The following is a 26,835-nucleotide window of genomic DNA, read 5'->3' as shown; positions in this document are numbered from 1 at the left end:
CCACGTCATGAAAAGCTCACCTGAATCAGGGGTGTCTAACTACCCTCGCGCCAGGCCCGCCACAGTCGTGCGTACCGGCCGCCCAGGGCCACCAGCTCCTCGTGCGTTCCCTGCTCCACCACGCGGCCCGCGTCCAGCACGGCGATCCGGTCCGCCGCCATCGCCTGGGTCAGCCGGTGCGCCACGAACAGCGTGGTCCGGCCCGAGCACGCGGCCAGCACGGCCCGCTCCAGCTCGGCGGCGCCCTCGCTGCCCGCCTCCGCGGTCGACTCGTCGAGCACCACCACCGGGGCCCGGCCCAGCACCAGCCGGGCCAGGGCGATCTGGGCCACCTTGGTGACGTCCAGGCGCTCTCCGCCCTCGCCGACCATGGTGTTCAGCCCATCGGGCAGCGCGTCGACCCATCCCTCGGCGCCGACCGTGTGCAGCGCGTCCATCAGCTCGGCATCACTCGCCTGCGGCGCGGCCAACCGCAGGTCGTCGGCGAGCGGCCCGGAGAACACATGGGTGTCCTGCGTCAGGATGCTCACCAGGGCCCGCGCCCCGGCCTCGTCCAGACCGGCGAGGTCGGTCGTCCCGACGCGCACCGACCCGGCCTGCGGGGTCCCGATGCCCGCGATCAGCGCGGCCAGCGTGGACTTGCCCGCGCCCGTCGCCCCCACCAGCGCGAGCGAACCACCTGCCGGGATCGTCAGACTGACATCCCGGAGGACCGGCTCCTCGGTATCGGGGTAGCGATACGTGAGCCCCTCCACCGTCACCGAGTACGGCCCGGTGTCCGCCGGCGAGACGGCCGCGTCGCCCACCAGCCGGTCTTCCGCGGCCTCCCCCACCACGCCGACCAGGCGGGTCAGGCTCGCGCCCGACTTCTGTGCCTCGTCGAAGGTGAACATGATGGAGCCCAGCGGGGTGAAGAGCCGATGGAAGATCAGGGGGGCCGAGGAGACGTCGCCCAGGCCGGCGGCATCGGCCTCCAGCAGGGAGTACCCCACCACGATGATCAGGACCAGTCCGATGAACTCGGCGCGGTTCTCCCTGCCGACGAAGCGGCCGAAGAACCGGAACACCTCGATACCGAGATCGCGCACCCGCCATGACTCGGCGCTGACCTTCTCGCGGAAGGCGCCTTCGAGGCGGTACGCCCGGACGGTGTCGATCCCCTTCAGACCACTGATCAACGCCTGCGCACGGTCGGCCTGGGCCGCCCGCTGCTGCTGGTAGAGCGGGGCGGACCGGGGGAGATACCAGCGCAGGGCCAGCGCGTACGCGGGCAGCGCACCGGCGCCCGCCAGGCCGAGCCGCCAGTCCAGTCCGAACATGCCGGCCGTGGCGATGACGACCAGCACGCCCGCCGAGAACACGGTGGGGACGGCCGTGCGGATGCCCTTGGACAGCACGGCCACATCGTCACCGACCCTGGACAGCACATCTCCCCGGCCGACCTGCTCGATCCGTGCGCTCGGCATCCCCAGCACCGCGCGGACGGCGCCTTCGCGCAGCCGCGCGAGCAGATCCGCGCCCAGCCGCCCGATGAGATAGGTCGACACCGCGGTGGCCGCCGCGCCGAGCAGCGCGGCGGCGCCCATCACCACCCCGATCGTGACCAGGGTCGAGCGCGGCTCGCCCGCGACGACCCCGTCGACCACCCGGCCGAGCAGGATCACCGGGAGCACCTGGAGCGCCGCCCCGGCCACCGTGGTGAGCGCGGTTGCGGCCGTCAGCCAGGGCACCTCGCGGCAGTGCGCCGCGACCCATCGGGTGGCCACGCGTCCGGTCGCCGTGCGCAGGGTTGCCGGGGTGAGGCGCGCCTCGGTGGTGCTCACCCCCGGCCGACCGACTTGACGAGCTGGTCGATCGCGTAGGGCAGGGACAGCAGGGTGCCCTGGGAGATGGCCGCGCCGACGGCCGGGCCCTCACTGTCCAGCAGGTAGGACACCTTGTCCTTCTTCACCGCGTCCAGGTTGGTGAAGAGCTGGAACTTCTTCAGCGCCTGCTGGTCGGCCCCGTCGTTGATGACGAAGACGCGGTCGGCGTCGACCAGGTCGATGCGCTCGGGGGACAGGACGGTGAAGAACTTCCCGTCCGCGATCTTGTCGATCTTGGTCTGGTAGGTGAAGCCGATGCCCGTGACCAGCCTCCCGCGCACATCGGTGGAGGTGAACGGCGCCACCGAGTTCTTGTACCAGGACAACATGACCGCGGTCTGGTTCGCGAACTCGGGATGCGCCTTCTTGGCCGCGCCGAGCTTGTCCTCAATGCCCTGCACCAGCTTGGTGCCCTCGTTCTCCTGGCCCAGCGCCTTGGCGATCTGCACGGCGTTGTCCTGCCACGGGGCGCTGAACGGCTCCTTCTCGCCCTTGGTGCGGCCGACGGTCGGGGCGATCTGGGAGAGCTTGTCGTAGGCGGCCTTGTCGATCTCGGAGTAGACCGCCACGATCAGGTCCGGCCGCAGGGCGGCGATCTTCTCGTAGTCGGGGCCGGTGTCGCCGTTCTTCATGACGACCTCGGGCCGGGTGTCGCCCCACTTGTCCTTCACCCAGGGCCACTGGGTGTTGATGTCGGGCTTCTCGCCCGCCGGGTTCGGATACTGGTCGACCATGCCGACCGGTCTCACCCCGAGCGCCAGCATGGCCTGGTCGTCCGTGTAGCCGACGGAGACCACCCGCCGGGGAGCCTTGGTGATCTTCGTGGATCCGAACGCGTGGTCCACGGTGACCGGGAACGCACCCGAGACGGCGGCCGGGGCGTCGTCGCTCGCCTCGTCCGTCGAGTCGGAACCACATCCCGCGAGGAGGCCGACGCCGAGGGCCGCGGCGGACAGCGCCGCCACTAACCGCCACCATGGCGTCCTACGCGTCGTTCGATGGAGGAGCATCCGGGATCCCTTGCTGTCGCGCTGTCCGTTGCGCCCCTGACTAAGGGCAGCCAAACCTTATCCCGATGAAGTGAGGCTAGCCTAGCCTTACTTCTGCATTCCTTTGCGGAACCTGCTCGAGCGGGACGTGGGTGCGGCCGATCGGCACGATCAGCGGCCGGTCGCCCACCGGGTCGTCAATCACCATGGCGCGCAGCCCGAATGCCTCGTCCAGCAAATCGGCGGTGATCACATCACGCGGATGCCCCTGCGCCAGGATCGAACCGGCCCGCATCACGATGAGGTTGTCGCTGTAGCGCGTGGCCAGATTGAGGTCGTGCAGCACCATCACCACCGTGCGGCCCGACTCGTGCAGGTCGTCCACGAGGTCGAGCACATCGATCGCGTGCGCCAGGTCCAGATAGGTGGTCGGCTCGTCGAGGAGCAGCAGATCGGTGCCCTGGGCCAGGGTCATCGAGATCCAGACGCGCTGACGCTGCCCGCCGGACAACGAGTCGACCGGGCGGTCGGCCAGCTCCGACACCCCGGTCATGGCCAGCGCGCGCTCCACGACACCGGCGTCGTCCGAGGACCACTGCCGCAGCCAACTCTGGTGCGGATGCCGCCCCTTGGCCACCAGGTCGGCCACCGTCAGCCCCTCCGGCGCCACCGGCGCCTGCGGCAGCAGGCCCAGCTTCTTGGCCACGTCCCTGGTCCTGAGCTTGACGATGTCCTCGCCGTCCAGCACCACGGCCCCCTTGGCCGGCTTGAGCAGCCGCGTCAGGGTGCGCAACAAGGTCGACTTGCCACAGCCGTTGGGGCCGATGATCGTGGTGATCACACCCGGCGGGATCGTCACATCCAGGTCCTCGATGACGGCCCGGCCCCCGTACCCGACCGAGACGCCTTCGGCCGCCAGCCGTGGGATGCCCTGGGCCCCGGACTCGATCTCGGTGGTGCGCTCGGCGCTCACAAGTCCCCCTGTATTGAGGTCTGCCTGAACTGTATTGCCATCTATCTGAGATTCGCCCGCACCAGCAGACAGACGAGGAAGGGGCCGCCGATCGCGGCGGTGACCACACCGACCGGGAGGGTGATCGGCAGCGCCGTGCGCGCGACCAGGTCCGCACCGATCAGCAGCAACGCTCCCACCATGCCGGAGGCCACCATCGGCGGCGTAGGGCACCTCGCCAGACGCATCGCCACCTGCGGCGCCACCAGCGCGACGAACGGAACCGGGCCCGCCGCGCTCACCCCCACAGCGGCCAGCAGGACCGCGCACAGCAGCAGGACCGCCCGCACCCTCGCGTACCGGACGCCCAGGCCCGCGGCGACCTCGTCGCCCAAGTGCATCGGCTTGAACTGGAACGCGACACAGAACACGACGGCCAAGAGGACGAGCGTGCACCACAGCGCCACCCGGACCTCGCTCCACGAGCGGTTGTCCAGCGAGCCGACCAGCCATGCCTGGGCCCGGGCCACATCCTTGATATCGGCCGTGACCAGCAGCCATGTCGTGATCGCCTCCATCATGGCGCTCACCGAGATGCCGATGAGGATGAGCCGGAAGCCGTCGATCCCGCGCCGCCACGCCAGGAAGTACACCAGCAGTCCCGTGCCGAGACCGCCCGCGAGCGCCGCCGAGGACAGACCCACCGCGCTCACGACCGCCGCGGCGGTCCCGCCCGACACCGTCACCAGGAACACCGAGACCGCGCCGGCGCCCCCGGTGATCCCCAGAATGTCCGGGCTCGCCAGCGGATTGCGGGCGATGGACTGCGTCAGCGCACCGGACACCCCCAGCGCGATCCCCACGACGAGCCCGGCCAGGGCGCGCGGCATCCGCAAGTCCATAATCACGAACTCGTCGACCCGCTCACCCTCGCCGAAGATCGTGGCGATCACCCGGGACAGCCCGATGGGGAAGTCACCGACGCCGATGGACAGGCAGAACACCAGGAAGGTGGCCGCCGCCAGCAGCAGCGTGACGCAGACGAGCCAGGGCCGCCATACGAACGACACCTGGCCGAGCCGCACGCCCGGCGCCACCGGCGCCACCGATCGCTTCACATCTGTCCCGTTCATGCGCTCTTGAACTTTCCGAGCCATACCAGAGCCGCGAAGAACGGGGCACCCAGCAGAGCCACGACCACACCCGCGTCCAACTCGCCCGGCCGCACCACCAAGCGCCCCACGATGTCGCAGAGCAGGAGGACGACGGCGCCGAGCAGAGCCGCGTACGGCACCAGCCAGCGGTAGTCCGGCCCGGTCAGATACCGGGCCATATGGGCCACCATGAGCCCGAGAAACGCGATGGGGCCGCACGCCGCCGTCGCCGCGCCCGCCAGCAGGGTGATGGCGGCGATGCCGATGGTCCGGCTCAGCGCGATGTTCACGCCCAGCCCCCGCGCCACATCGTCACCCAGGTTGAGCAGGTTGAGGGCGGGCAGCGTGGTCACCGCCAACACCAGCCCGACCGCGACGAACAGGGCCACCGGCCAGATGACGTCGAATCCGACACCGGCCACGGAGCCCGCGTTCCAGAACCGCAGCGCGTTCAGCGACGCCTGGTCCGAGAGCGCGACCGCCGTGGTCATCGCCGCCAGGAATACGGTGATCCCCTGCCCGGCCAGTGCGAGCGTCAGCGGGTTGCCGGCCCCTCGGCCGATGCTCGCCAGCCCGAACACCACGACACCGGAGCCCGCCGCCCCCAGGAAGGCGAACCAGACGTACTGGAACGGGTCGGCGAACCCGAACACGGCGATCACCGACACCACTGCGAACGAGGCGCCGGAGTTCACCCCCAGCAAGCCCGTGTCGGCGATCGGATTCCGCGTGTACCCCTGGATCAGCGCCCCGCCGACCCCCAGCGCGATGCCCGCCACGATCGCGAGCACCGTCCGGGGCATCCGCACGGTCCGCACGATGAGCCTGATCTCGGTGAGCCGCTGGTCGGAGTCCGGCGCCGCGAACAACCCGTGCCACACCTCGGCGGGGCTCAGCGCGCGCGCACCGACGGCCAGCGACACCGCCGCCGCGATCACGAGGACCGCCACCAGCGTGCCCAGGCCCACGACCCGCCGCCGACGGGCCTTTGTCGTGCCCCAGGTCAAGGGGCGTTCCATCGCAGTCATGCCCATGTCTCAGTACGTCATCCCCCTAGCGAGCGGTGCTGCCGACTCCGTCGGCGACCGGCCGGGCCCGGTCGGAGGCGAACGGGACGCCCCGGTCGATGAGCGAGTCCAGGATCTCGCCGACCCGGGTCGCGGTGTTGGACAGCAGGGAGGAGGTGATGCCGTGGGTATGCTCCGTACCGCCCTGCAGATAGATACCGCAGCGCAGCCGGGGATCCGTCGCGACGCGGTAGTCACGCTCGACACGGATGCGGCCCTCGTCGTCACGGAGGCAGCTCTCGGCGATCTCGCCGAGGAGGCCGAGGGGGTCGGCGGGGCTGTAGCCGGTGGCGAAGACCACCACGTCCGCGTCCAGGAGCGTCTCCTCGCCGGTGACGAGGGACGTCACGGTGGCACGGACCTGCGTCGCCGTCTCCTTGACGTCGGCGAGCCGGGACACATTGAGGAAGCGCAGCCGCTCCACGCCGAGGACCTTCTCCTGGTACATCTGCCGGTACAGGTCGTCGATCAGGTCGATGTCCACCACGGAGTAGTTGGTGTTCCCGTGGTAGTCCATCAGCCGGCGCTTGACGTCCTCGGGCGCGGCGAAGTACTCGTCGACCGCCTCGGGGTCGAAGATCCGGTTGGCGAAGCCGCTGTCGTCCGCGGGGCTGTAGCCGTAGCGGGAGAAGACCGCGCAGACCTCGGCCTCCGGGAAGCGGCGGTGCAGGTAGGCGACGTTCTCGGCGGCACTCTGCCCGGCGCCCACGACGATGAACCGGGAGGGCGAGGTGCCTTCCAGGCCGTCGGCCTTCGCCAGCAGTTCAGAGGTGTGCCAGACGCGCTCACCGCGTTCCACACCCTCGGGCATGAGGGGACGCAGACCCGTACCGATGACGAGGTTGCGGGCGCGGTGGACCGCGAGCCCCTCCCCCGACCGGACCGTCACATCCAGGTACTCCACGGCTCCGTCGCGGACGACAGGCGCCACGCCGACGACCTCATGGCCGTAGGAGACCATGTCCCCGACCTTGGCCGCGGCCCATTCGAAGTAGTCGTGGAACTCCACCCGCAGCGGGAAGAGGTTCTTGTGGTTGATGAAGTCGATCAGCCGCCCCTTGCTCTTCAGATAGCAGAGGAAGCTGAACTCACTGGCCGGGTTCCGCAGCGTCACCAGGTCTTTGAGGAAGGACACCTGCATGGTCGCGTCGTCGATCAGCATGCCTCGGTGCCAGCCGAAGCGCGGCTGCTGCTCGAAGAAGTGAGCGCTGATCTCCTCTCCGCCAGCGGCGCGTGCGTTGTGCTCGCTGAGTGCGATCGCCATGGCCACATTGGACGGCCCGAAGCCGATGCCAATGAGGTCGTGGACCACTGATGCGCCACCAGGAAGAACCTGTGACATGTCACTCCCATCGTGCGGGGCAATCGCCTGTCAGGCGTGGGGAAGCCGCGGTGGGCAGGCCGATGAAGCGGCATGCCCACCGAAACTTAGGTGAGCCTAAGCTAAACCCGCGGGCCTGTCGATAGGACGGATCAGGCCATCGCGTCGCCAACTACGCCACCACATACGACCGTTGCGAGCTAAGGTAAGCCTTGCTTTACTTGCTCCGGCCATCCCCTGCTTCGAGGAGGAACCCCATGCGGGTCGTCATGTTCGGTTACCAGACCTGGGGGCACCGCACCCTGCAAGCCCTCCTGGACTCCGAGCACGACGTGGTACTCGTCGTTACGCACCCCAAGAGCGAGCACGCGTACGAGAAGATCTGGAGCGACTCCGTCGCCGACCTCGCCGAAGAGCACGGCGTCCCGGTGCTGATCCGCGACCGCCCCGACGACGACGAGTTGTTCGAGCGCCTCAAGGAGGCCGATCCGGACATCATCGTGGCGAACAACTGGCGGACGTGGATCCCCCCGCGCATCTTCGGCCTGCCCCGCCGCGGCACACTGAACGTCCATGACTCGCTGCTGCCGAAGTACGCCGGCTTCTCCCCGCTGATCTGGGCCCTGATCAACGGCGAGCCCGAAGTGGGTGTCACCGCGCACATGATGAACGACGAACTGGACGCGGGCGACATCGTCCGGCAGGAGGCGGTTCCGGTCGGGCCGACCGACACCGCCACCGACCTCTTTCACAAGACCGTCGGCCTCATCGCCCCGGTCACCATCGGAGCGCTCGGCCTCATCGCCTCCGGGCAGACGGAGTTCACCAAGCAGGACCGGTCCCAGGCCAGCTTCTTCCACAAGCGGTCCATCGAGGACATCCGCATCGACTGGACCTGGCCGGCGGAGGACCTCGAACGCCTGGTCCGCGCCCAGTCCGAGCCGTACCCCAGCACCTACGCCTTCCATAAGGGCAAGCGCCTCGAAATCCTGGCCGCGGTGGTGTCCCAGGGCCGGTACGGCGGCACTCCGGGCCGCATCTTCTACCGCGAGGGCGACGGCGTGGTGATCGTCGCCGGAGCCGACGCCCGCACCGGCCGCAACCACGGCCTGGCCATCACACGCGTACGGACCGAGGACGGCCATGAGATGGCCGCCACGGAGTACTTCACCTCCATGGGCGGCTACCTGACCAGCCGTCCCTGACGCGGCAGCCCACCGCCGCGACTCCCGTGGTCCGAGAGGACATCGCCACCGAGCGGACCGGAGGTCCGTGCGGCGGCAATCGTCGTCGGCCCGGCGGTCAGAGGCTGGTGAGCAGGCCGTCGAGCGGAGCGGGCATGCGGGCAGGGTCGAGGGCCTCGGCGAGGACGCGGCCGTAGTGGATCTTGCGCCCCTTCTTCGTGCCGAGGAAGCGCCGCAACTGCTGCTGTGAGCTGCGGCCCCGCTGTGCGGGCTGGCGCAGGAAGGTCTGCAGGGCGCGCAGGTCGCCCTCCGCACGGACAAGCTCCTCCACCCGGGTCACGCCCAGCGCGCGGATGAGCTCGTCCTCCAGATCCACCGCGCAGACGAAGATCCGTTGCTGTGCTGGATCTGGCTGTGCCGCATGGGGCTGCGGTGCGTTGGACTGTGCCGCACTGGGCTGTGCCGCATTGGCCCGCTCCAGGCCGCGCGCGTAGTAGCCGCGCTCCGCCTCATCGCACAGTCCCGTGAGGCGAAGACCCAGGCCGGATGGCCCGAGGAGGCGGGCGAAGCGCCCGACACTCATCGCACCGCCCATCGACAGGACACAGACTCCCTCGGCCGCCAGGTTCCGTCCACGACTCGCGGCCAGTGCGCCGACCGCTGCGACATCGCTCGGCCCTTCGAGCAGGACGGCCGCCCGGACGGGCAGCCGCGTGGCCAGTTCGCGGGCGCGGTCCCCGGGCCCACCGGCCACCCACGCGATGACCGCTTCCCGGAACGCCCCCATGTCCGCCATGAGAGGAGTCTCCACCCATTCCGGCCACCACGGTAGGGAATTTCCGCCGGCGCGTCGCTCGCCGGTGAGCGGTCGGTCCCGACGGTGCCAACGGATGGAGCCCCCCCCCCCCCCCCGCTCAGGCCGTACCGGCTGTGCTGCCGCGTACGACGAGGCGGGGCGGGAGAACGACCTCGCGGGGCTCGGTGCGGCCCTGGTCGAGGCGTTCGACGGCCGCGGCCACCGACTGTCGCGCCTGCTCCCGCGCGTTCCGGCTGACGGTGGTCAGGTCGAAGCAACTGAGCCGGGAGAGAGTGTCGTCGTCGTATCCGGCCACCGACACCTCGCCCGGGACGGCGATGTCGGCGCGGGAGAAGGCGGCCAGCACACCGATGGCGCACTGGTCGTTGAAAGCCACGACCGCGGTGGGCAGCTCGCCGCTGTCGAGGAGGTGGCGAGCGGCGCGCTCACCGGCTGCTTCGGTGTTGTCGCCGCGCAGGATCCGGATGTGCGCGCCGAAGCCAAGGCGGCGCATGGCCGTACGGTAGCCGCGGCGCCGGTCGGTGGCGATGACGCCCTTGCCCCCGTCCACGTAGACGATCGCGCGGTGGCCGAGGCCGACCAGATGCTGGACGGTCTGGCGCACACCGTCGTCGTCGGCGGTGCGGACGACGTCCAGCTCGGCGTGGGCGATCCGGCGGCCGACGGCGATCACGGGGGCCTTGCGGTCGAGAGCGGCGAGTGTGTCGGCGGGGGCGGTCGGACCGAGCAGGATCAGGGCCTCGCTGCGGAAGGCCAGCAGGGTCTCGACGGCGGTGTGCTCGTCGCGGGTGCGGGTCTGCGTGCTGAGGACGAGGTCGTAACCGACCTCCTCGGCGGCCGTGTGCAGGTGCTCGACCAGCTCGGCGTGGAAGGGGCTGTGGATGTCGACCATCACGCCGAGCAGCCGGGTGCGCCTGCTGGCCAGCAGGCTGGCGGTGCGGTCCGCCTGGTAGCCGAGGTCGGCGGCGGCCTTCAGGACGCGCTGCCGTGTGCGTTCGCTGGGGCCGGGCACACCACGCAGGACCAGGGACACCGACGCCGTGGACAGCCCCACCCGGGCGGCCACGTCCTCCAGCCGGGGGCGCTTGTCCGCGCCACCGCGGTGGCGCTCGGAACCGACGTCGTCCACTGATACCTCCCGCGGCCATCTCCTCGGGCAACACCCTTGACGCCTCCAGGAAACGCGCCGATAGTACCAAAAACTTAAAGCGCTTTAACGTCGCGCCTCAAGCCTACCGCGTTCCACGAAGGCCACTCCGCAGCGCGTACTCCCTCACGGCCGGCAGGACAGCTCCATCGACGAGGTGGTCACCCTCGGCGCACCCATCGGGCCGACCGCCGTACAGGCGCTCTCCGAGTCGGACGGCGAGGCGAAGGCCGCGACGTCACCACGGTGCGCGGCGAGAAGCCACCCGGCCGAGCTGGTAGCGCCGCCGGTCACGACCAGCTCTTCCGCACCGCGTACCGCTCCACTCGCCTGGACGCGCGGGTGCAGTCCATCCGCTGTCCGCGCCCTGCCGGACAGGCACGAGTCGCGCAGCGCCGTGCGCAGACCGGGGACGAAGGACTTCGCGGTGAGCGATGCGTCCGGCTGCCGGGGCTACGGCGGCCGGCCGGGGAAGGCACGCAGTGCCAGCTCAATCCTGATCTCCTCGCTGTCCAGCAGCGACTGCAGCCGACGCAGGACGATGTCGTCGATGCTGCGCTGATCCCGCAGGCGGATCAGGGCGCTGCGTTTGACGCCGATCAGGGCGCGGCGCAGTTCGAGCCCGGCCCGCACACCGGCGTTGTCGGTATCCGGCGGTCCCGCCTTTTCGGCGGCGTACTGGCGCAGTTCGCTCAGGATGGCGTCGACCGTCTCCGGCGGTGTTCTCAGACGCTCGGCGTGGTCGGGAAGGGCCTCCAGCGCGGCGGCGATGATCTGGCGATGGGCATGGCGTTCCTCGGTGGTCTCGTCGGGATCGCCGCGCAGTCCGGACCAGCGGATCACCGCGGGCATCGTCGTCCCCTGGAGGACCAGCGTGACCAGGATGACGGTTACGGCGGTGAAGACCAGCAGGCCGTGTCCCGCGAGCGGCCGGCCCGCGGCGGTGGCGGTCGGGACGGCGAGCGCGGCCGCGAGCGAGACGGCACCGCGCACCCCGCTCCAGGCGACCGGGAACCTCTGCCGGGCGCCGTAGCGCAGCGTGCGCTGGACCGGGCGGCGGTCGACGGCGCGGATGATGTAGGGCACCGAGTACAGCCACAGCAGTCGGGTGGCGATCACTACGCCGCTGACCAGCGCGGCGGTGATGACCGCGTGTCCCGGGGAGACGGAGCCGATCGCACTGACGATGGCGGGCGTCTGGACGCCGACCAGGACGAAGAGGGCACTGTTGAGAAGGGAGGTGCTCACCTCCCAGAACGAGATGATCTGCACTCTGGAGCTCGCACTGATCACCTTGGGGCCCGCCTGGCTGAGGATGAGACCGCAGGTGACCACCGCCAGAACGCCGGAGACGCCGAGCACTTGTGCGGGCAGATAGGTGGCGAACGGGGTGAGCACGCCCAAGGCGTTTTCCACCCTGCGGTCACGCAACCGCCTGCGCAGAGCCACGACGACGGCGGCGCATCCGCAGCCGATCGCGGCACCGCCCGCGTAGGCGAGCAGGAATCGCACGGTGGTGTCCGTCCAGGTGACGGCCAGCCCCTCGACGGCGACGCCGATCACCACGGCGTAGAGGGTGAGCGCGGTGCCGTCGTTGATCAGGCTCTCCGCCCGGAGGATGGTCTGGATCCGGCGGGGCAGCCCGCGGGCGACCGCCGCCACGGCGATGGCGTCCGTGGGGGCGACGACGGCACCGAGGACGAAGGCGAGTGGCCAGGAAAGGCCCAGCGCGTGCCCCACCGAGGCCACGGCGGCGGCGGTGGCCAGTACCAGACCGGTCGCGAGCAGCACGATGCCGCGCACGTTCGTCCGGATCTCCCGGAGCGAGGTGGTCAGCGACTCCCAGTAGAGCAGCGGGGGCAGGAACAGCAGCAGGACCACCTCGGGCGACAGGGCCAGCCCGCGGAAGTCGGGGATCAGGCCGATCAGGCAGCCGCCCGCCACCAGCATGACCGGCTCGTTCCAGCGTAGGCGGTGAGCCAGCCAGCTCATGGTCAGCACCGCGGCGAGCACCACCACGATCACTTCGAGGCCACGCATCCGGTACCGCCTTCCCGATGGGAGCGTGGTACGGGCCACGCCCCGGGAAGCCTGCCACCTCGAATCCGATCACGGTCGCGCCCGACCACCGCCGAATGAGTGCTCCGACCTGGGACGTCCGCCAACCGGGGCACTCGGTCACCCGGATGTGTGACCGAGTGCGGGGAGATCGCCGCCTCGGCCGTGCTGCGACTCGACGAGCACCCGCTTTGACGGCCGGGATGGCCACCGGGCCGCGAACCGCGCCGAGCGGCCAAAGCCGTCATCAACGCCATCAGCCGGCCGACTCCGGCCCACGTACGCGCGGATGCCGCCCTGTTCCAGCAGCTCGTCCGGAGCGCGGCCACGCGGCAACGCACGGCAGAGCTGTTCAGGCGGGGCTTCCAGACCCTTGGCCGTACCGAGCCCGAACTCGGTGACGTGATCGGCGACTTGCAGGCCGTCGACCGATGCGGCACGTCGGCGCGCATGGCGGCCAGCGGCTCTTGCCGCACAGCGCCGAGTTCACCGCCCCCTGGAGATGGCGCAGGCTTTCGCCCTCAGCAGCCCACGTCGTGGTGCAGACGGTCACGGTGCCGCGGGCGGCGTGGCCCGGCCGCCGCCCACTGAGTCGCCGGGCAGGAGCCGGCGCCGAACAGGCCGTCCCAGACATCACCGCCCGGCAGCAGGCGGCCCAACCGACCGCGCGAGATGTGGGACGGGTCCCGGCGCGGGGCCTTACGGTGACGGGCATGGTTCGCATGTCGGCCGCCCGACGGGACGGTTCCAGGAGATGCTCATGACGCGACAGTGCTGGTTCTGCGGGAGCGAAGCCACGGCCATGCGGCACGATCGTGTCGTCGGGTTGCACAGGGATGTGCAGTCCAACCCGACCTGGTATTTGGGCATCCGCACCAAGTGGCAGAGCGACAGCGTCCGTGTGCCACGCTGTGAGCGGTGCCATCACGGCCACATCATCGAGCAGTCCATGATGGCGCTCTCCGTCGCCGCGCCGATCGCGTATGCCGCCGGCGGTCAGTTGGACACGCTGCTCGGGATCCTGCCGAGCGCATCGGGCGGCAGAGTCAACGCGTCGATATGGGCGGTGGTGGCCTGCCTTCCCACACTGATGTGGCTCGCGACCCGCCAGGCGTGGCTGCCCTGGAACCGCCTCGCGCCCCGCCGTCTGCGCCACGCGCGCCGCCACCCGGCGGTTCAGCAGCTGAGGGAGGACGGCTGGCATTACCGGCCGGGGCCCTTTCCGTACTGGCGGAACGCCAAGGACCCGGTCCCCGAGCGCCTGTCCGGGCCTTCTGCCCGTCCTCGGCGGATCCTCGGCCGTATCACCGGCCTGCTCGGACTCGCCTCCTGCGTCGTGACCGTCGTTCTGTACTTCCGGGACAGTGAGTTGGCGGCATTGTTCCTGGTGCTCGCTCTCGGCCTGTTCTTCCTCTCTTCGAAAATCGACCCCGAAATGTGAACGCGGTGGGGACGCGTCGGATGCCCGCCGGCTGTACGGACACCCGACGAGATGCGGCGCACGGACGGCGGCACGACCCTGGCCGGGCACCTCGTCTTCTGAAGGCGAGCGGCGCATCGATCGACCTCTCGCACACCCGTCTGGCCGAGCGATGCACCCTGACGTCGATGGAACAGGACCCGACGGCACGTCATCGTCGAAGAGGCGTGGTGGAGGGGCTGGCAGACCCCGGGACCGGCTCCGTACCCGGCCGCCCTCGCCGATGCCTACCGGCAACTGCGCAAGGCCCGCGAGGACGCCCGCGACGAACCGGGAACCGCCGACCTCTATGACGGCGAGATGGAGATGCGCCGCCACAGCCGCACCTGGAGCGAGGCGGATCGGTGGCTGCTCCAGGCGTACTGTCTGCTGTCCGGCTACGGCCTGCGCGCCTCACGCGCGCTCGGTCGGCTCGCAGCCTCGATGCTCCTGACCATCCTGCTGCTGCCACGCTTCGCCCTGCCCCAGGGTTCCCCGAAGCACGAGGCGACAGCCATTGGTGCCGCCCGTCGGCGGCAAGGTCACCTTCGAGATCGGCGCCTCACCGCCCTAGCGATCCGCGGGCGCATGAGGCGATGAGGCGATGAGGCGATGAGGCACCGACCGTCCAGCCCGGTCCTGTGTTCCGCCGACTTCGTCGTCGACGGCGGACAGCTGAAGCGCGCCTGTTCGTCATACCGGGCTGGGGCATTCGGCGGCAGGCCGGCCCCCTTTCGGGTTGCGGGCCTGTGGACGGGAACCCGTTTCGCGGCTGCGCCGATCCATCGCCGGTTGACTTTGTGAGGGAGGGAGACGATCGCGTCTCCGGAGCACTTCTTGCGAGGGCAGCCACGTTGATCAACAGGCGGAACGTACTGCGGGCGGGCACGGTGGGTGTCCTGAGCACGGAGGTGGCGGGCTTGCCGTCCTCGCCCGCCGCTGCCGCGCCACCCACCGAGGTGGCGGAGCGGGTCGGCGAACGCGACTGGGAGCTACTGGCTCAGGCGCTGTCGTCGCGCTCCACCCTCTACCGGCCGGGCGACTCCGGCTACCCGCCGCTGGCGCTCCCGTTCAACCACCGGTACGCCGGGATCTGCCCCGCGGGGATTGTGGCGTGCGCCACCACCAGGGATGTCCGTGCGGCGGTCCGCTGGGCCCGCGCGGTGGGACTGCCCGCCGTCCCTCGTTCCGGGCTGGGCCACAATTACGCCGGGTACTCCGCCACCACGGGTCTGCTCCTCAACATGGCCCGCATGAAAAGCATCGTTTCCACCCCGCTGCCGGGTGCCCGCTCCCGGACCCGGTCCTACGGGCGGATGAGGGTCGTTCATGGCGCGGGCACCCTCACCGTGGGAGCCGGCGTCACCAACGGCGACCTGCACCCGATGTTGGAGGACCGCGGCATGTTCGTGCCGACCGGCCGCTGCCCCACGGTCGGGGTGGCCGGGCTGGTGCTCGGCGGCGGTATCGGCTTCAGCGACAAGATGTTCGGCCTGACCTGTGACCGGCTGGTCTCGACGACCGTGGTACTGGCCGACGGCCGCGTGGTGGAGGCCGGCGAGGACTCCCACTCCGATCTGTTCTGGGGCTGTCGCGGCGGGGCGGGGAACAACTTCGGTGTCAACACCTCCTTTACGTTCCAGTACGAGCGGTTCCAGGGCGACGTGGGCTTCTACGAGTTGCGCTGGAGCCTGGACTCGGCGCTGCCGGTGCTCGCCGCCGCGCAACAGATCGCCGTGGACACCCTGGACGACAAGCGATTCCATCTTCGCGTCGGCATGGGGACCCACGGGCTCACCAGGGACGAGATCCACGCCAACGCGGGCCTCAATGCCATCGGCCAGTACTACGGTGACCTCGATGAGTTGCGCGCCATCCTGGCCCCGATGCTCGGCATCGGCACGGCGGAGGAGCGCGCCCGCAACAAGGCGTCCGTCCGGGAGGTCACCCCGGGGCAGGCGAGCGAGCTGCTGAGCGCGACCACGCCGGTGCAACAGTTCGCCACCAAGTCGGCGGTTCTGACCTCCCGGACACTCCTGAGCGATGAGCAGATCGGTGCCGCTGCCGAGCGGCTGCTGGAGTGGCCCGGCAGCGACAACAAGGAAGGGGCGGGGTTCGCCATGTTCGCCCTCGGCGGCGAGATCAACCAAGTGCCGCCGGACGCGACGGCGTTCGTCCACCGAAACGGGGTCTTCATCCTCGCCGCCGAGACCTCCTGGGCGGATTACGACCCGCCACGCGTCGCCACGGCGAATCTTCACTGGCTCAGCGAGTTCTACCAGAGCATTTTCGGTGACACTCCCCCGTCGCAGTCCTATCAGAATTTCCCGGATCCGACCCTGAAGGACTGGCGGCGGGCCTATTACGGCGCGAATTACGACCGGCTGGTCGAAGTGAACCGGACGTACGACCCGACCAACTTCTTCAGCTATCCCCAAGCGATCGGCACCTGACCTTCGCGAACCGACGCGGCGGTGCGTCGGCCGCCGGAGTGGTGCGGTCCGCTTCCGGGTCGCACCGCCTGCGTCCATAGGCTTGACACACTGTTCAGGCACTTCATATGTTGCTCGTCTTGCCCTTTTCGGGGTGGGGTCGCACGAGACGTGGTGCGGCTGGAACGTCCCCGAAAGGGCTCTGCTGTGCGCGCATGGCTTCCCGACGCTCGTGGCCACCGGCGCCTGTTTTCCGCGCTGTCCATCGATGCCCTGGGCACCGGCCTCTTTCTGCCGTTCTCGATCCTCTACTTCACCGCGACGACCGATCTGACCCTCGGCAGGGTCGGACTGGCCTTGTCCATCGCCGCGTTGGTGCGCATTCCGGCGACCGCGGGCGCCGGGATGTTCTGTGATCGGTTCGGCGCCCGTAGCACGGTGATCGTCTCCAATCTCACCCAGGCGGTCGGGTTCTTCAACTACCTGTTCGTGGGGTCCTTCGGTCACCTGCTCATCGCCGCGGTCGTCGTACAGCTCGGCAACTCGGCGTTCTGGGTGGCCTACCCGGCCCTGGTGCATGACGTCGCCGAGGGAAAGCAGCAGGAATCCTGGTTCGCCCTGATCACCACGCTGCGCCATGCGGGACTCGGCGTCGGCGCTCTCGGCGCGAGCCTCGCTGTCGCGATCGGCGGGGTGAACGGATACACCACGATCGTCGCCGTCAACGCCCTGTCGTTCACCGTCGCGGCGATCCTGACACGGCTCGACTCCTCCTCAGTCGGCGCTCATGCCATAAGCGTCAGCGGCACGACCGCCAAGGGTGGCTGGGCGAGCACGCTCCGGGACCGGCCCTTCCTCGGGTTCGTGGGCCTCAACTTCGGACTCGCCCTGCTCTCACTCGCCTTCGGCCTCGCCGTTCCCGTCTTCCTCGTCGACACGGTGCACTTACCGCCGTGGATACCCGGCACCGTCCTCGCGGTCAACGCCGTACTCGGCGCGGTGGGCGCCACCCCCGTGAGCGCCGCGCTCACCGGGCATCGGCGATGGAGCAGCCTGATGGCATCGCAGGCCATCGTCGGCGGTGCCTTCATCGCGGTGCTGTGCTGTGCGTACGTGCCATCGGCACTCAGCATCTGCTGCGCTCTCGCCGCGGTCGTCCTGGTGACCGTCGGCGAACTGATCCAGAGCCTGATCGTGTCGCCCATCGTCAACGACTGTGCCACCGCGACGAGTCGGGGCCGCTACAACTCCCTCTCCCAGATGGCCTTCAGCATCGGTGACGTGGTCACACCCGCGCTCATGACCATGCTTCTCGCCCGCGGGCCGGCCGCCACCTGGATACCGATGGCGGCCCTCGCCCTCGTCGACATGCTCGGTATCGCCCTGCTCGCCGGCCACCTCCCCGCGATGCGGCGACGTATCAATCACCCCAGCCTCACCGAACCCGACGGCCCGTAGGCGGCCATTGCGGTTCGCGGGCCCACCGCCCGGTCAGTCGTCGGCCAGTCGTGTCCGCCAACTCGACACCGCTGGCTTCCAGTTGAGCGCCTGCCGTACGCGGTCGTTGGCCGCGCCGCGCATGGCGGTGAGCTGGTAGCTGGTGAGCCAGCCCAGCAACCGCTCGGCCAGTTGCGCCGGCACCGTACGGGGCGGGGGCGCTCCGAGCAGGCGGGCGTACTCGGGCAGCCAGACCGCGGCCTCGGCCGGGTCGTCATCGGCCACGTTGAACACCCCGTCGGTATCCGCTTCCACGGCGCACACCGCGGCCCGTGCGGCGTCCTCGACGTGAAGGAACGAGGTGATCCCGGCGGCGGGCTCCGGCAGTGGCAGCCTGCCGCGCGCCACCGCGCCGCCGATCGCACCGGCGCGGTGATAGAGGGTGCCCGGCCCGTACAGGGTTCCGTAGCGCAGTACGGTCCCGGAGAGGTGTGCGGCGGCCAGTATCCGGCGCTCCAGTTCGGCGATGGCGCGCGTGGTGAGCGCCCAGCCCGGATCCGGTGCGTCGACATACAGCGGTGCGTCCTCGGTGAGCACCGGCCCGCCGCGGGGAGCGGTGGCGAACGCGATACTCTGCGCCACCATCCGTTCCGCCCCGGCGGCCTCGGCGGCCGCGATCAGATGCGCGGTGCCTTCGGTGCGCAGCCGGGCGGTCGGCTCGAGGCCCTCCGCGGTGGGGCCGCGCAGGGCGGTCAGCTGATGCACCACCACGTCGGGCCGGGCCGAGAGCACCGCCGCGCGCACCGCCTCGGCTTCCAGCGCGTCGGCCACCACGACGCCGTCCAGGTCCAGCCCGGCCGCCCGGGACGGCTCCCGTACCAGCGCGGTCACATGATGGCCGCGGGCACGGAGCAGCGGAACCAGTGCGCGGCCGATCACCCCGGTGGCCCCGGCGACAAGGACACGCGCGGTCATACCGGGCTCCCGACCCGCATCAGGAGCCGGCAGGCGGGGTCGCCGTCCCGCAGACACGCGGTGGCGCGGTTGCGGGTGAGTTCGACCCCGAGCCCCTCCGACCAGCCGGCGTGGATGTCGGTGCACGGGCACTTGTAGCCATCGAGCGAACCGGCCATCCGGACCATCACCACGGCGAAGTTCTGCCGCATGGTCAGCTCGATCTCCCCGTCCGGGAGCACCGCGGTCGCCCCGTCCCGCAGCTCGCTCGGGAACATCCACTCGGAACAGGCGTCGTACCGGCGGCGGAGCTCCTCGAGGTCCACCGCCGGCTTACCGCCGAACTGACGGGCTATCCGTTTGCCCACCTGGACGGCCACATACCGCAGCGCCTCGGCGTTGATCTCATTGGCCACCGCGTGTCCGAACCGCTTCGCCACCCCTTGGTACCAGCGCGCGTCGTGCAGCCACCACTGCCGGTACACGTCCATGGTCCTGGGCCGGGGGCTCGTACCGTGGCTCGTACCGGGACTCGTACGGTCGACCTCGGTCATCGCACCTTCCCGTCCAGCTCGCCGGCGGCCACCCGGGCCCGGAAGCGTTCGCGCATCTCCCGCTTGAGCACCTTGCCGGTGGCTCCCTTCACCACCTCGCTCGCGTCCATCCGGAGCGCTCCGGTCAGCTGCGGGAAGCCCGCGGCGATCAGCACCCGGTTGACCTCGGCCGTCCATCGGGCGTCGTCGGTCTTCGTGTCCGCGGTGTCCGCCGCGTCCGCGGTGTCCGCCGCGTCCGCGGATACCTGCAACAGGGCGTAGGCGTCTGCGGTGCCGTCGCCGTCCCAGTCCGCTCGTACGCCCTGGGGCGCGACCGCCACCACCGTGCAGTCGTCCAGCTCGGGCATCTCGCGCAGCAGCAACTCCTCGGTGCGGGTGCTGAACACGATGCCCGTGGGGGTGCGGATCGCGTCCGGCACGCGGTCCAGGTGGTAGAAGTTTCCTTCCTCGTCCCGGTAGGAGAGATCGCCGGTGAGCCAGTAGCCGCCGAGCCGCAGCCGGTGGAAGGTCAGCGAGTCGTTCCAGTATCCGGGGGTGAGCGTGGGCGAGCGCACGCCGAGGCGGCCGATCTCGCCGGGGGGCAGCGGTGTGCCGTCCTCGGAGAGCACCGCCGCCTCGGCGAAGCTCATCGGTTTGCCGACGCAGCGCGAGAAGGACGACCTGCCGGGCTTGTGCCCGTTGTGGAAGAGCGAGTAGCCGGTCTCGGAGGAGCCGAGTCCATCGGTGAATACGGAACCGGGGACCCGGCGCCGTTTCAGATCCTGTCCGACCGTCTCATGGCTGCCCTGCTCGATCAGCGCCTTGATATGTGTCTCGTGCGCCGCGTCCCCGGTGTTGTACCACGCCTCCACGCTGGACAGATCGCGCGCGGAGAGATCCTGGGCCGCCATCTCCCCGTAGGTTCCGGCGAACGCGAACACCGTGGTGGGGCGGAACGACTCCATGGCGTCCAGGACGTCGATCCCCCGCTGGCTGGAGAGCATCGATACGGGCGAGCGCAGCAGGAAGCCGAACAGCATGACCGAGATGGCGGCGTTGTGCGAGCCGGGCAGCGCGACCAGCAGCCTGCCCATCGCGGAGCCGACCGACAGCTTCAGCCGGTGCAGTTGGGCATACAGCAGGGTCTGATGCGTGTGCGGAACGGCCTTGGGCATCCCGGTGGTGCCCGAGGAGTGCGAGATGATGATCGGATCGGTGGCGTGGTGGGAGTACGGATAGGCCGCGGGGAGGGGCTCGCGGTTCTCCGCGCGGATGTCGGCCGCCGTGACACAGAAGCCGAGGCCCAGTTCGCCACGGTCCGGGGCCAGGACCCCGTGATGGGCCCGGTCGGTGACGGCCCCTACCGCGCCCTGCCGCCGCACATACTCGCGGGCGATCTCCGGACGGAGGTTGCTGTTGACGAAGGAGGGGATCGCGCCCAGGGAGGTGAGGGCGAGGAAGTTGATGGCGAACTCGGTGCTGGAATAGGTCTGGATCGCCACCGGGTCGCGGGGCCCGACGCCCTGTGCGTGGTACCAGCTCGCGTAGATCTCCACGGCCTCGTGCAGCTCGCCCAGGGTCAGCACCTCGGGGTGGCCGCCGTCCGGCGCCTGCCAGGTGGCGTCGGTCCACAGGACCTGCTCGTCGGGCTCTCTGCCGTACGCCTTCAGCCGGTGGATCACATTCCCGGCCCCCAGGGCGGCGTCCTCGCTGATCCGCGCGCGTTCCTGTTTGGTGATCATGATGTGGTTCCTTGGATTCGGGCGGCCAGCTCGACCAGGCCGCGAAGGGTGCCGTACTCCCCCGAGGGGGTGGGCGGGATGTCGGGCGGGAGGCTCGGGACCGGATCGTCCCGGTCCAGCACGATCGCCACGGCCAGATCCGCGGCGGGTGGGCCGGTACGAAACGCGCGGTACGCCGCCGTGGTGCGCTCGGTGCCGGTCAGCTCGACCCCGATGAGCACGATCCGGTCCAGCTCCTCGTCCTCCAGCAGCAGTTCCGCGGTGGCCAGCAGCTCACCGGCCGGGTCCGCCACGGTGGACAGGCAGAGCAGCGGTCCGGTGATGGCGAACTCGAGGCTGAGTCGGCCGAGGACCGCGTTCGCGGTGGACTGCATGAACAACAGCGGATTGTGCACCTGCCCGGCCACCAGCAGACGGCTGCCGAGATCGAGGGTGGCGGCATCCCCCATCGTGCTGGCCAGGACCATGGCGGTCCTGGAGCCGTCGCCCGGCCCGGCGGTCAGACATCGCTCGACGGCCTGGTACACCATCGGGTTGAAGGCGGACTCCACAAAGCCGGCGACGGGCGGCGCGGACGGACCGGCTATCGCGGCGATCATGCTCGCTCCAGTACCAGCGCGGTGTTGGCGCCACCGAACGCGGCGTTGACCGTGAGCGCACGCCGGAGGTCGGCCTTGTGGGGGCGGTTCGGCACATAGTCGAGATCGCAGTGTGGATCCGGTTCGGTGAATCCGGCGGTGGGCGGCAGGACCCCGTCCCGCAGCGCGAGCAGAGTGATCACGAGTTCCACCGCACCGGCCGCCTCCAGCAGATGTCCCGTGGTGCTCTTCGTCGAGCTCACCGGCGTGCGGGCCGCGTCCGCGCCGAAGAGCGTGCGCAGTCCGCGCGTCTCGGCGGGGTCGTTGTGCCGGGTCGCGGTGCCATGCGCGTTCACGTAGTCGATCCGCGGGCCGCCCGCACGCCGCAGGGCCCGGCCGGCGGCCGCGACCAGCCCGGCGCCTTCCGGATGGGGCCGCGCGATGTGGTGGGCGTCGCCGGCGGCGCCCCAGCCGGTCAGCGCAGCGAGCGCACGTGCTCCCCTGCGCCGGGCGCCGTCGACGGATTCGAGCACGATGGCGGCGGCTCCGTCCCCGAGGAGCAGACCGCTGCGGTCGGCGCAGAACGGCCGCACCATCCCGTCCCGGGAGAGGGCGAATCCCGAGTCGAACTTGGCCAGGTTCTCCTCCTCCACCAGGTACGCCCCCGCGCAGATCGCGGTCTCCGCCCGGCCGGAGGCGATGAGCTGGCAGCCATGCGCGATGGCCGCGGCCGAGGCGACGCACGCGCCGGTGAACGCCAGCCGGGGGCCGCGCACGCCGAGCGTGTCCGCGAGGGCCTCTGCCTGCCAGGCGGGCACGGTCTCAGCCGCGCCGCCGGAGACCGCCGCACCGGGAGAGTCGGGAGAGTCCCGGGCGCGCCAGAAGCGGGTCAGCCCGGTGAAATCGCCCGCGGTCCCCACCAGGACGGCGGCCCGCGCACCCGTCGGCAGCCCGGCCATGCCGACCGCCGCCGCGGCGACCTCGGCCAGCACGTCGCGCAGCGGGGCGGCCGGGCCGTAGGTGGCGGCCAGGCCCGTTCGGTACGGGCCGATGTCGAAGCGGGTGATCGGCGCGAACGCGGGTCTCCCGTCGAAGACGCCCTCCCGCAGTGCGTCCGCCCCGGTGCCGAAGGCGGTACGCACCCCGAATCCGGTCAGCAGCACCTCACGACTCATGGGCGTCCACCAGGTAGTCGGTGATCCGGCGGATCGAGGTGAACTCGGCGAGGAAGGCTTCCGCCGGCTCGATCTCCAGGCCGTACCGCAGCTCCAGTTGGTGCAGGAACCACACCAGCCCGAGTGAGTCCAGGGCGAGTTCGGCGTCGTCGTCCAGGCCGGGCGGCAGTTCGGCGAAGATCTTGGGGTCGGACAGCAGCTCCCGTACGGCGTCGACGGTGATCCCCGGCCGGGCCTCGGATTCCGCGGTCATGCCGTGGCGCCCCGCCGCCCGACGACCTCGTTGATCAGGTCGCCCAGGTTCATCGCACCGGCCTGTTCGATGTCACCGTCGGGGAACTTCACGTCGAACCGGCGCTCCAGGCGGAGGAGCAGCTCGATCAGGCCCAGTGAGTCGATGTCGATTCCGCCGGTGCCCATGGGGCTGTCATCGCTGATCTCGTCCGCGTCGAGCGGATGGTTCATCTCCTCGCTGATCGTGCTGAGCACGAAGTCGCGGATCTCCTTCTGCAACGCCGTCTGCATGGTGCGCAACCTTTCTGTGCCACGGGAATCGATGGGGATGGGCGGCAAGGGGCGATCGGCGGGTCAACGGTCGGGAGTGCGGGCGAGCAGGGCGTCGCGGCGCCTGACGAGCTTGCCGTTGGAGGTGCGGGGCAGGTTCGCCAGGACGTGGACGACGCGGGGCACCTTGTAGTCGGCCAGCCGGTCCCGGCACCAGCGCAGCAGTTCCCCCGACGAGGGGCCATCCGGCGCGACGGACACATAGGCTTCGGTGGCGCCGGCGTGCACGACCACGGCCCCGTCGACCCCGGGGTGCCGGCACAACACGCCTTCGACCTCGGTCAGATCGACCTTGAGGCCGCCGATGACCACCAGGGAGTCGCCACGGCCCAGCAGTCGCACGGCGCCGGAGGAATCCAGTTCGGCCCGGTCATGGGTGCGCAGCCAGCCGTCGGCGTACCGGTCGCCACCGGAAGCGTGCAGATAGGGTGAGCCGTCCGGCAGCCAGACGTCCAGCTCGCCCTCGCGGACGCGCAGCCGCACACCGGGTGCCGGCCGGCCGACCGAGGGCCTCGAGGCGCCACTCACCTCCATCGCGATGACGCCGGTCTCGGTGGTCCCGTACGACTCGCCGACCCCGGTGCCGAACCGGTCGGCGAATTGCGCGGCGGTCTGCGACGGCATGATCTCCCCGCCCGAGACCGCCGCGCGCAGGGCGGGCAGGGCGGGCAGGTCCCGGGCGGTGCTCAGCAGCTCGTAGTGGAACGGCGTGCCGAAGATGACGTGGACGTCGTGACGCGAGGCGGCGGCCAGGATGTCCTTGGCCGACACCCGCCGTGCGAAGACCGCCGAGACGCCCGCGGCGAGGGAGTGCAGCACCCCGGCGATCAGGCCGAAACTGTGCGCGGTCGAGCTGAGCAGCAGCACCCGCTCGCCCGGGGTCGGCATCCCCTCGATCCGGGTGAAGCGCTCGATCTCGGCCGCCAGGGAGGCCGCGGTCCGCCCGATCACCTTGGGCAGGCCGGTGGAACCCGAGCTGAACTGCACCAGCGGGTGCTCGGTCGCCGCCGGGCGGCCGTCCGGGTACCGGGAGGTGACCACCTCGTACCGGGGCTCGAACCTGAGCGACGAGCGGCCCGCCGTACCCGCGCCGACCATGAACTGCGGGTGGCACAACGAGCGCAGGGCGTCCACTTCCGACGGTTTGAGCCGGTGGTCGACCAGCATCACCTGGGCGCCCAGCCGCCACAGCGCGAGCAGTACCTCTATCTGGGTGCAGCTCGGTGGTATCTGGAGCATCACCGTATGCCCCTCGCCGACGCCGTGCCCGGCGAAGACCGCCGCTTCCGCGGCCACGGCGGCCCGGACCTCTCCGCGGCTCACCGGGTGATCACCGTGGACGAGGTAGGGCAGCTCGTCGGGATGGGCGTCGAACAACGTGTCGAGGAGTTCCCGCATCGGGGCGCTCATCAGTTTTCCTTGCAGAATTCGCCGATGGGAAAGCCCACATGGCGCTGGTCCGTGGCCAGGTAGCCGAGGAGTTCGTCGCCGCGCCGCAGCTCGGTGACGTTGTGGACCTTGCCGCCGGGCCCGAGCACCCGCACATGCCAGTCGTCCTGGACGGTGAGGCTCACCACGATGTCGTCGGCCGATCTCGCGGTGATGGTCAGCAGCGGCCGGGACTCCAGCTTGGCCCGGCCGACCGTGACCGGCCGGGTCCTGCCCTGGGCGTTGACCGCAAGCGTCGTGCTGCCCGAGCGCAGCTCGCTCAGGTAGTTGGTCCGGTTCTCCGGGCCGAGCACATAGGAGTGCAGGGCGCCGGCGTTGACCCGGAACGGGCGGGTCGGCATGTACGGCAGCGGATGGGTCTCGCTGCAGCACAGGATGAAGCCGGTCGAGTACGAGCCGACCAGGATGCCCTCGTCCTCGGCGAAATGCGTGCAGGTGTCCACACACACCCGGTCGCCGAGCCCGTGGTGCTCGATGCGGTCGACGGTCAGCGTGGTCAGCTCCAGCGGAGAGGTGCCGGCCTCGAGCAGCCGGGCCAGCGCGAACACCTCGCCGGCGTCGGAGGGAGCCAGCAGGACTCCGTCCGAACCGCGTTCCAGCACCTCCAGGACGGTGGCGGCTTCTTCCAGATCGGCGCAGACGGTGATCAGCTTTCCGGCGGAGCGGTCCGCGGCGGCGAGCACGATCTCCAGTGGGATCTTGGTCGGGTCGGCGAAGCGGACCACGGTGAGGGGCAGTGCGACGGCGGCCTCGCACGCCAGCCTCAGCGACGGTTCGTCGTGTACCTCGACCCACGCGGCGGTGTCGGCGCCGAGGTCGTACAGTTCCTTCTCCTCGGTCACCACCGTGGTGGTGACGCCGGTGACGGTGGGAGGCAGTGCGGCGAGGACGGACGCGTCATCGCAGAGCACGCCCTGCATCCGCGTATGGATGGCGGCGTCGACGATGGATTCGAGCTGGGGCTGCGGAACGGCTCGGAGATCGATCCATGCGAACTTCATGCGGCTCCTGTCGCGATCGTCGGAGGGTGGGGGGTCGTTCCGGCATCGACGGCGTGCACGACTGCGGCCAGCCGCGCCACCAGCGAGGAGGGTGAGGGCGAGGAGAAGATCCGACGGCCGACCGCGAGGCCGCGGCAGCCGGCGAGCATCAACGAGGTCGCGTGACTGATCAGGTCCGAGCCGTCGGGCGGGCCACCCGCGGCGAGTACCGGCAGCGGACAGCTGTTCACCACCTCGGCCATGCGGTCCATCGGCAGCGCGATCGAGGTCTTCACCAGGTCGGCGCCGAGATCCGCGGCGATGTTGACCGCGTGGGCGAGCAGCGCGGGATCGTGCGGATCGGCGATCCGCGGCCCCCTCGGATAGATCATCGCGAGCAGCGGCATGTTCCAGATGTCGCACGAGGCCGCGACGGCCCCGAGATCCGTGAGTTGCCGGTGCTCGGTGTCCGATCCGAGATTCACATGCACGCTCACCGCGTCCGCGCCCAGCCGTACGGCCTCTTCGACGTCGCCGACGAGCACCTTGGCATCGGTGTCGGCCGCGTGCACCGTACCCGCACTCAGGTGAACCACCAGGGCGCAGCGGCGCAGGATATCCGGTGCGATCGCCCGCGCCCGGCCCTTGTGGACGACGACCGCGTCCGCGCCACCGTCCACCAGCGCCCTCAACAGCCCGTTCCAGCGGGCCTGGGACACCACCGGCCCATCGGACACACTGTGGTCGAGCGGGACGAAAAGATATCTTCCGTCCCCGACGCCCGAGAGCCGCCGCATCCGGAATGATTTACCAATATCGGTCATGTGCCAGGCACACCTCTCCCAAGGGGCGAACCACGCAGGGGGATTGCTCGGTCAGAATGGCACGTCCACGCAGAGCCGAGCGGATATCGAATCTCCATCACTCTGCGGTTATGCGGCTCTGAGGAATTTCTGAGATTGCTCTGACAGGCTGTCC

At 70.2% G+C, this 26,835-nt stretch carries 24 protein-coding genes and 1 pseudogene; 6 read left to right on the top strand and 19 right to left on the bottom strand.

The genetic code is table 11. The features are described from left to right. Positions 1 to 35 precede the first annotated feature (35 nt). The 6 genes from AS97_RS43395 to AS97_RS43370 form a co-directional block, all read right to left on the bottom strand. Positions 36 to 1,823: an ABC transporter ATP-binding protein gene (locus AS97_RS43395; RefSeq protein ID WP_059144383.1), complete on the bottom strand. Its 1,788-nt coding sequence runs from the start codon at positions 1,821 to 1,823 to the stop codon at positions 36 to 38. After that, complete coding sequence (locus tag AS97_RS43390; RefSeq protein ID WP_210566833.1) at positions 1,820 to 2,875, bottom strand: iron-siderophore ABC transporter substrate-binding protein; 1,056 nt, start codon at positions 2,873 to 2,875, stop codon at positions 1,820 to 1,822. Before AS97_RS43390 ends, AS97_RS43395 begins: the two co-directional genes overlap by 4 nt. A 76-nt stretch (positions 2,876 to 2,951) precedes the next feature. Continuing rightward, positions 2,952 to 3,827 carry an ABC transporter ATP-binding protein gene (locus AS97_RS43385; protein WP_059144381.1) on the bottom strand — a complete coding sequence of 292 codons (876 nt, stop codon included), beginning with the start codon at positions 3,825 to 3,827 and terminating at the stop codon, positions 2,952 to 2,954. Positions 3,828 to 3,868: 41 nt separating this feature from the next. Further along, positions 3,869 to 4,939: an iron chelate uptake ABC transporter family permease subunit gene (locus AS97_RS43380; protein WP_059144380.1), complete on the bottom strand. Its 1,071-nt coding sequence runs from the start codon at positions 4,937 to 4,939 to the stop codon at positions 3,869 to 3,871. Next, complete coding sequence (locus tag AS97_RS43375; RefSeq protein ID WP_059144379.1) at positions 4,936 to 5,994, bottom strand: iron ABC transporter permease; 1,059 nt, start codon at positions 5,992 to 5,994, stop codon at positions 4,936 to 4,938. Before AS97_RS43375 ends, AS97_RS43380 begins: the two co-directional genes overlap by 4 nt. Positions 5,995 to 6,013: 19 nt before the next feature. Next, a complete protein-coding gene (locus tag AS97_RS43370) occupies positions 6,014 to 7,369 on the bottom strand; it encodes a lysine N(6)-hydroxylase/L-ornithine N(5)-oxygenase family protein (protein ID WP_059144378.1) in 1,356 nt (451 codons plus the stop codon). Positions 7,370 to 7,605: 236 nt separating this feature from the next. Here AS97_RS43370 and AS97_RS43365 point away from each other — a divergent pair, with 236 nt between their 5' ends. Further along, positions 7,606 to 8,553 carry a methionyl-tRNA formyltransferase gene (locus tag AS97_RS43365; RefSeq protein ID WP_059144377.1) on the top strand — a complete coding sequence of 316 codons (948 nt, stop codon included), beginning with the start codon at positions 7,606 to 7,608 and terminating at the stop codon, positions 8,551 to 8,553. A gap of 97 nt (positions 8,554 to 8,650) precedes the next feature. Here AS97_RS43365 and AS97_RS43360 read toward each other — a convergent pair whose 3' ends face one another. Both AS97_RS43360 and AS97_RS43355 read right to left on the bottom strand, forming a co-directional pair. Next, a complete protein-coding gene (locus AS97_RS43360) occupies positions 8,651 to 9,328 on the bottom strand; it encodes a TOPRIM nucleotidyl transferase/hydrolase domain-containing protein (protein WP_210566832.1) in 678 nt (225 codons plus the stop codon). A 118-nt stretch (positions 9,329 to 9,446) separates the two neighbouring features. Next, entirely contained in the window at positions 9,447 to 10,478 is a 1,032-nt protein-coding gene (locus AS97_RS43355) for a LacI family DNA-binding transcriptional regulator (protein ID WP_210566831.1), read from the bottom strand. 151 nt (positions 10,479 to 10,629) lie between these two features. Between AS97_RS43355 and AS97_RS48130 the strand changes: the two are divergent. Continuing rightward, positions 10,630 to 10,734: pseudogene (locus tag AS97_RS48130) on the top strand (sugar ABC transporter substrate-binding protein); the annotation flags it as partial. Between the two features lie 215 nt (positions 10,735 to 10,949). On the opposite strand, the gene AS97_RS43345 reads toward AS97_RS48130, so the two are convergent. Further along, a complete protein-coding gene (locus AS97_RS43345; RefSeq protein WP_125756264.1) occupies positions 10,950 to 12,536 on the bottom strand; it encodes a Na+/H+ antiporter in 1,587 nt (528 codons plus the stop codon). A 778-nt stretch (positions 12,537 to 13,314) separates the two neighbouring features. Here AS97_RS43345 and AS97_RS43340 point away from each other — a divergent pair. The 4 genes from AS97_RS43340 (at position 13,315) to AS97_RS43325 (ending at position 17,903) form a co-directional block, all read left to right on the top strand. Continuing rightward, the gene (locus tag AS97_RS43340) at positions 13,315 to 13,995 is read left to right on the top strand and encodes a hypothetical protein (protein WP_086709691.1); all 681 of its coding nucleotides are present in this window, start codon (positions 13,315 to 13,317) and stop codon (positions 13,993 to 13,995) included. A gap of 339 nt (positions 13,996 to 14,334) precedes the next feature. Beyond that, positions 14,335 to 14,613, top strand: coding sequence for a hypothetical protein (locus tag AS97_RS43335; RefSeq protein WP_210566830.1), 279 nt, complete (start codon positions 14,335 to 14,337; stop codon positions 14,611 to 14,613). 254 nt (positions 14,614 to 14,867) lie between these two features. Then, positions 14,868 to 16,466: an FAD-dependent oxidoreductase gene (locus AS97_RS43330; protein ID WP_059144372.1), complete on the top strand. Its 1,599-nt coding sequence runs from the start codon at positions 14,868 to 14,870 to the stop codon at positions 16,464 to 16,466. Positions 16,467 to 16,652: 186 nt separating this feature from the next. Further along, positions 16,653 to 17,903, top strand: coding sequence for an MFS transporter (locus tag AS97_RS43325; protein ID WP_210566829.1), 1,251 nt, complete (start codon positions 16,653 to 16,655; stop codon positions 17,901 to 17,903). A gap of 33 nt (positions 17,904 to 17,936) precedes the next feature. On the opposite strand, the gene AS97_RS43320 is transcribed toward AS97_RS43325, so the two are convergent. From AS97_RS43320 to AS97_RS43275, 10 genes are all read right to left on the bottom strand, one after another. After that, positions 17,937 to 18,857 (bottom strand): NAD(P)-dependent oxidoreductase, encoded by a 921-nt coding sequence (locus AS97_RS43320; protein WP_210566828.1) that lies wholly within the window; start codon positions 18,855 to 18,857, stop codon positions 17,937 to 17,939. Then, entirely contained in the window at positions 18,854 to 19,390 is a 537-nt protein-coding gene (locus AS97_RS43315; RefSeq protein ID WP_236670014.1) for a hypothetical protein, read from the bottom strand. Before AS97_RS43315 ends, AS97_RS43320 begins: the two co-directional genes overlap by 4 nt. Further along, positions 19,387 to 21,111 (bottom strand): class I adenylate-forming enzyme family protein, encoded by a 1,725-nt coding sequence (locus tag AS97_RS43310; protein ID WP_247204682.1) that lies wholly within the window; start codon positions 21,109 to 21,111, stop codon positions 19,387 to 19,389. Before AS97_RS43310 ends, AS97_RS43315 begins: the two co-directional genes overlap by 4 nt. After that, entirely contained in the window at positions 21,108 to 21,710 is a 603-nt protein-coding gene (locus AS97_RS43305) for a hypothetical protein (protein WP_210566827.1), read from the bottom strand. The genes AS97_RS43310 and AS97_RS43305 overlap by 4 nt, the downstream gene beginning before the upstream one ends. Further along, entirely contained in the window at positions 21,707 to 22,864 is a 1,158-nt protein-coding gene (locus tag AS97_RS43300; protein WP_210566826.1) for a beta-ketoacyl synthase N-terminal-like domain-containing protein, read from the bottom strand. The genes AS97_RS43305 and AS97_RS43300 overlap by 4 nt, the downstream gene beginning before the upstream one ends. Beyond that, positions 22,854 to 23,117: a phosphopantetheine-binding protein gene (locus AS97_RS43295; RefSeq protein ID WP_059144365.1), complete on the bottom strand. Its 264-nt coding sequence runs from the start codon at positions 23,115 to 23,117 to the stop codon at positions 22,854 to 22,856. The genes AS97_RS43300 and AS97_RS43295 overlap by 11 nt, the downstream gene beginning before the upstream one ends. Continuing rightward, positions 23,114 to 23,389, bottom strand: a complete 276-nt coding sequence (locus AS97_RS43290; RefSeq protein ID WP_059144364.1) for a phosphopantetheine-binding protein — start codon at positions 23,387 to 23,389, stop codon at positions 23,114 to 23,116. Before AS97_RS43290 ends, AS97_RS43295 begins: the two co-directional genes overlap by 4 nt. Before the next feature lie 63 nt (positions 23,390 to 23,452). Beyond that, a complete protein-coding gene (locus tag AS97_RS43285; RefSeq protein WP_210566825.1) occupies positions 23,453 to 24,838 on the bottom strand; it encodes a class I adenylate-forming enzyme family protein in 1,386 nt (461 codons plus the stop codon). Continuing rightward, a complete protein-coding gene (locus AS97_RS43280) occupies positions 24,838 to 25,878 on the bottom strand; it encodes a 3-dehydroquinate synthase II (RefSeq protein ID WP_059144362.1) in 1,041 nt (346 codons plus the stop codon). Before AS97_RS43280 ends, AS97_RS43285 begins: the two co-directional genes overlap by 1 nt. After that, entirely contained in the window at positions 25,875 to 26,681 is an 807-nt protein-coding gene (locus tag AS97_RS43275; protein ID WP_079059390.1) for a 2-amino-3,7-dideoxy-D-threo-hept-6-ulosonate synthase, read from the bottom strand. The genes AS97_RS43280 and AS97_RS43275 overlap by 4 nt, the downstream gene beginning before the upstream one ends. Positions 26,682 to 26,835: the final 154 nt, after the last annotated feature.

Source organism: Streptomyces sp. AgN23 (genome assembly GCF_001598115.1).
Lineage (GTDB): Bacteria > Actinomycetota > Actinomycetes > Streptomycetales > Streptomycetaceae > Streptomyces > Streptomyces antimycoticus.
This window is presented reverse-complemented; position numbering and strand designations above follow the sequence as displayed.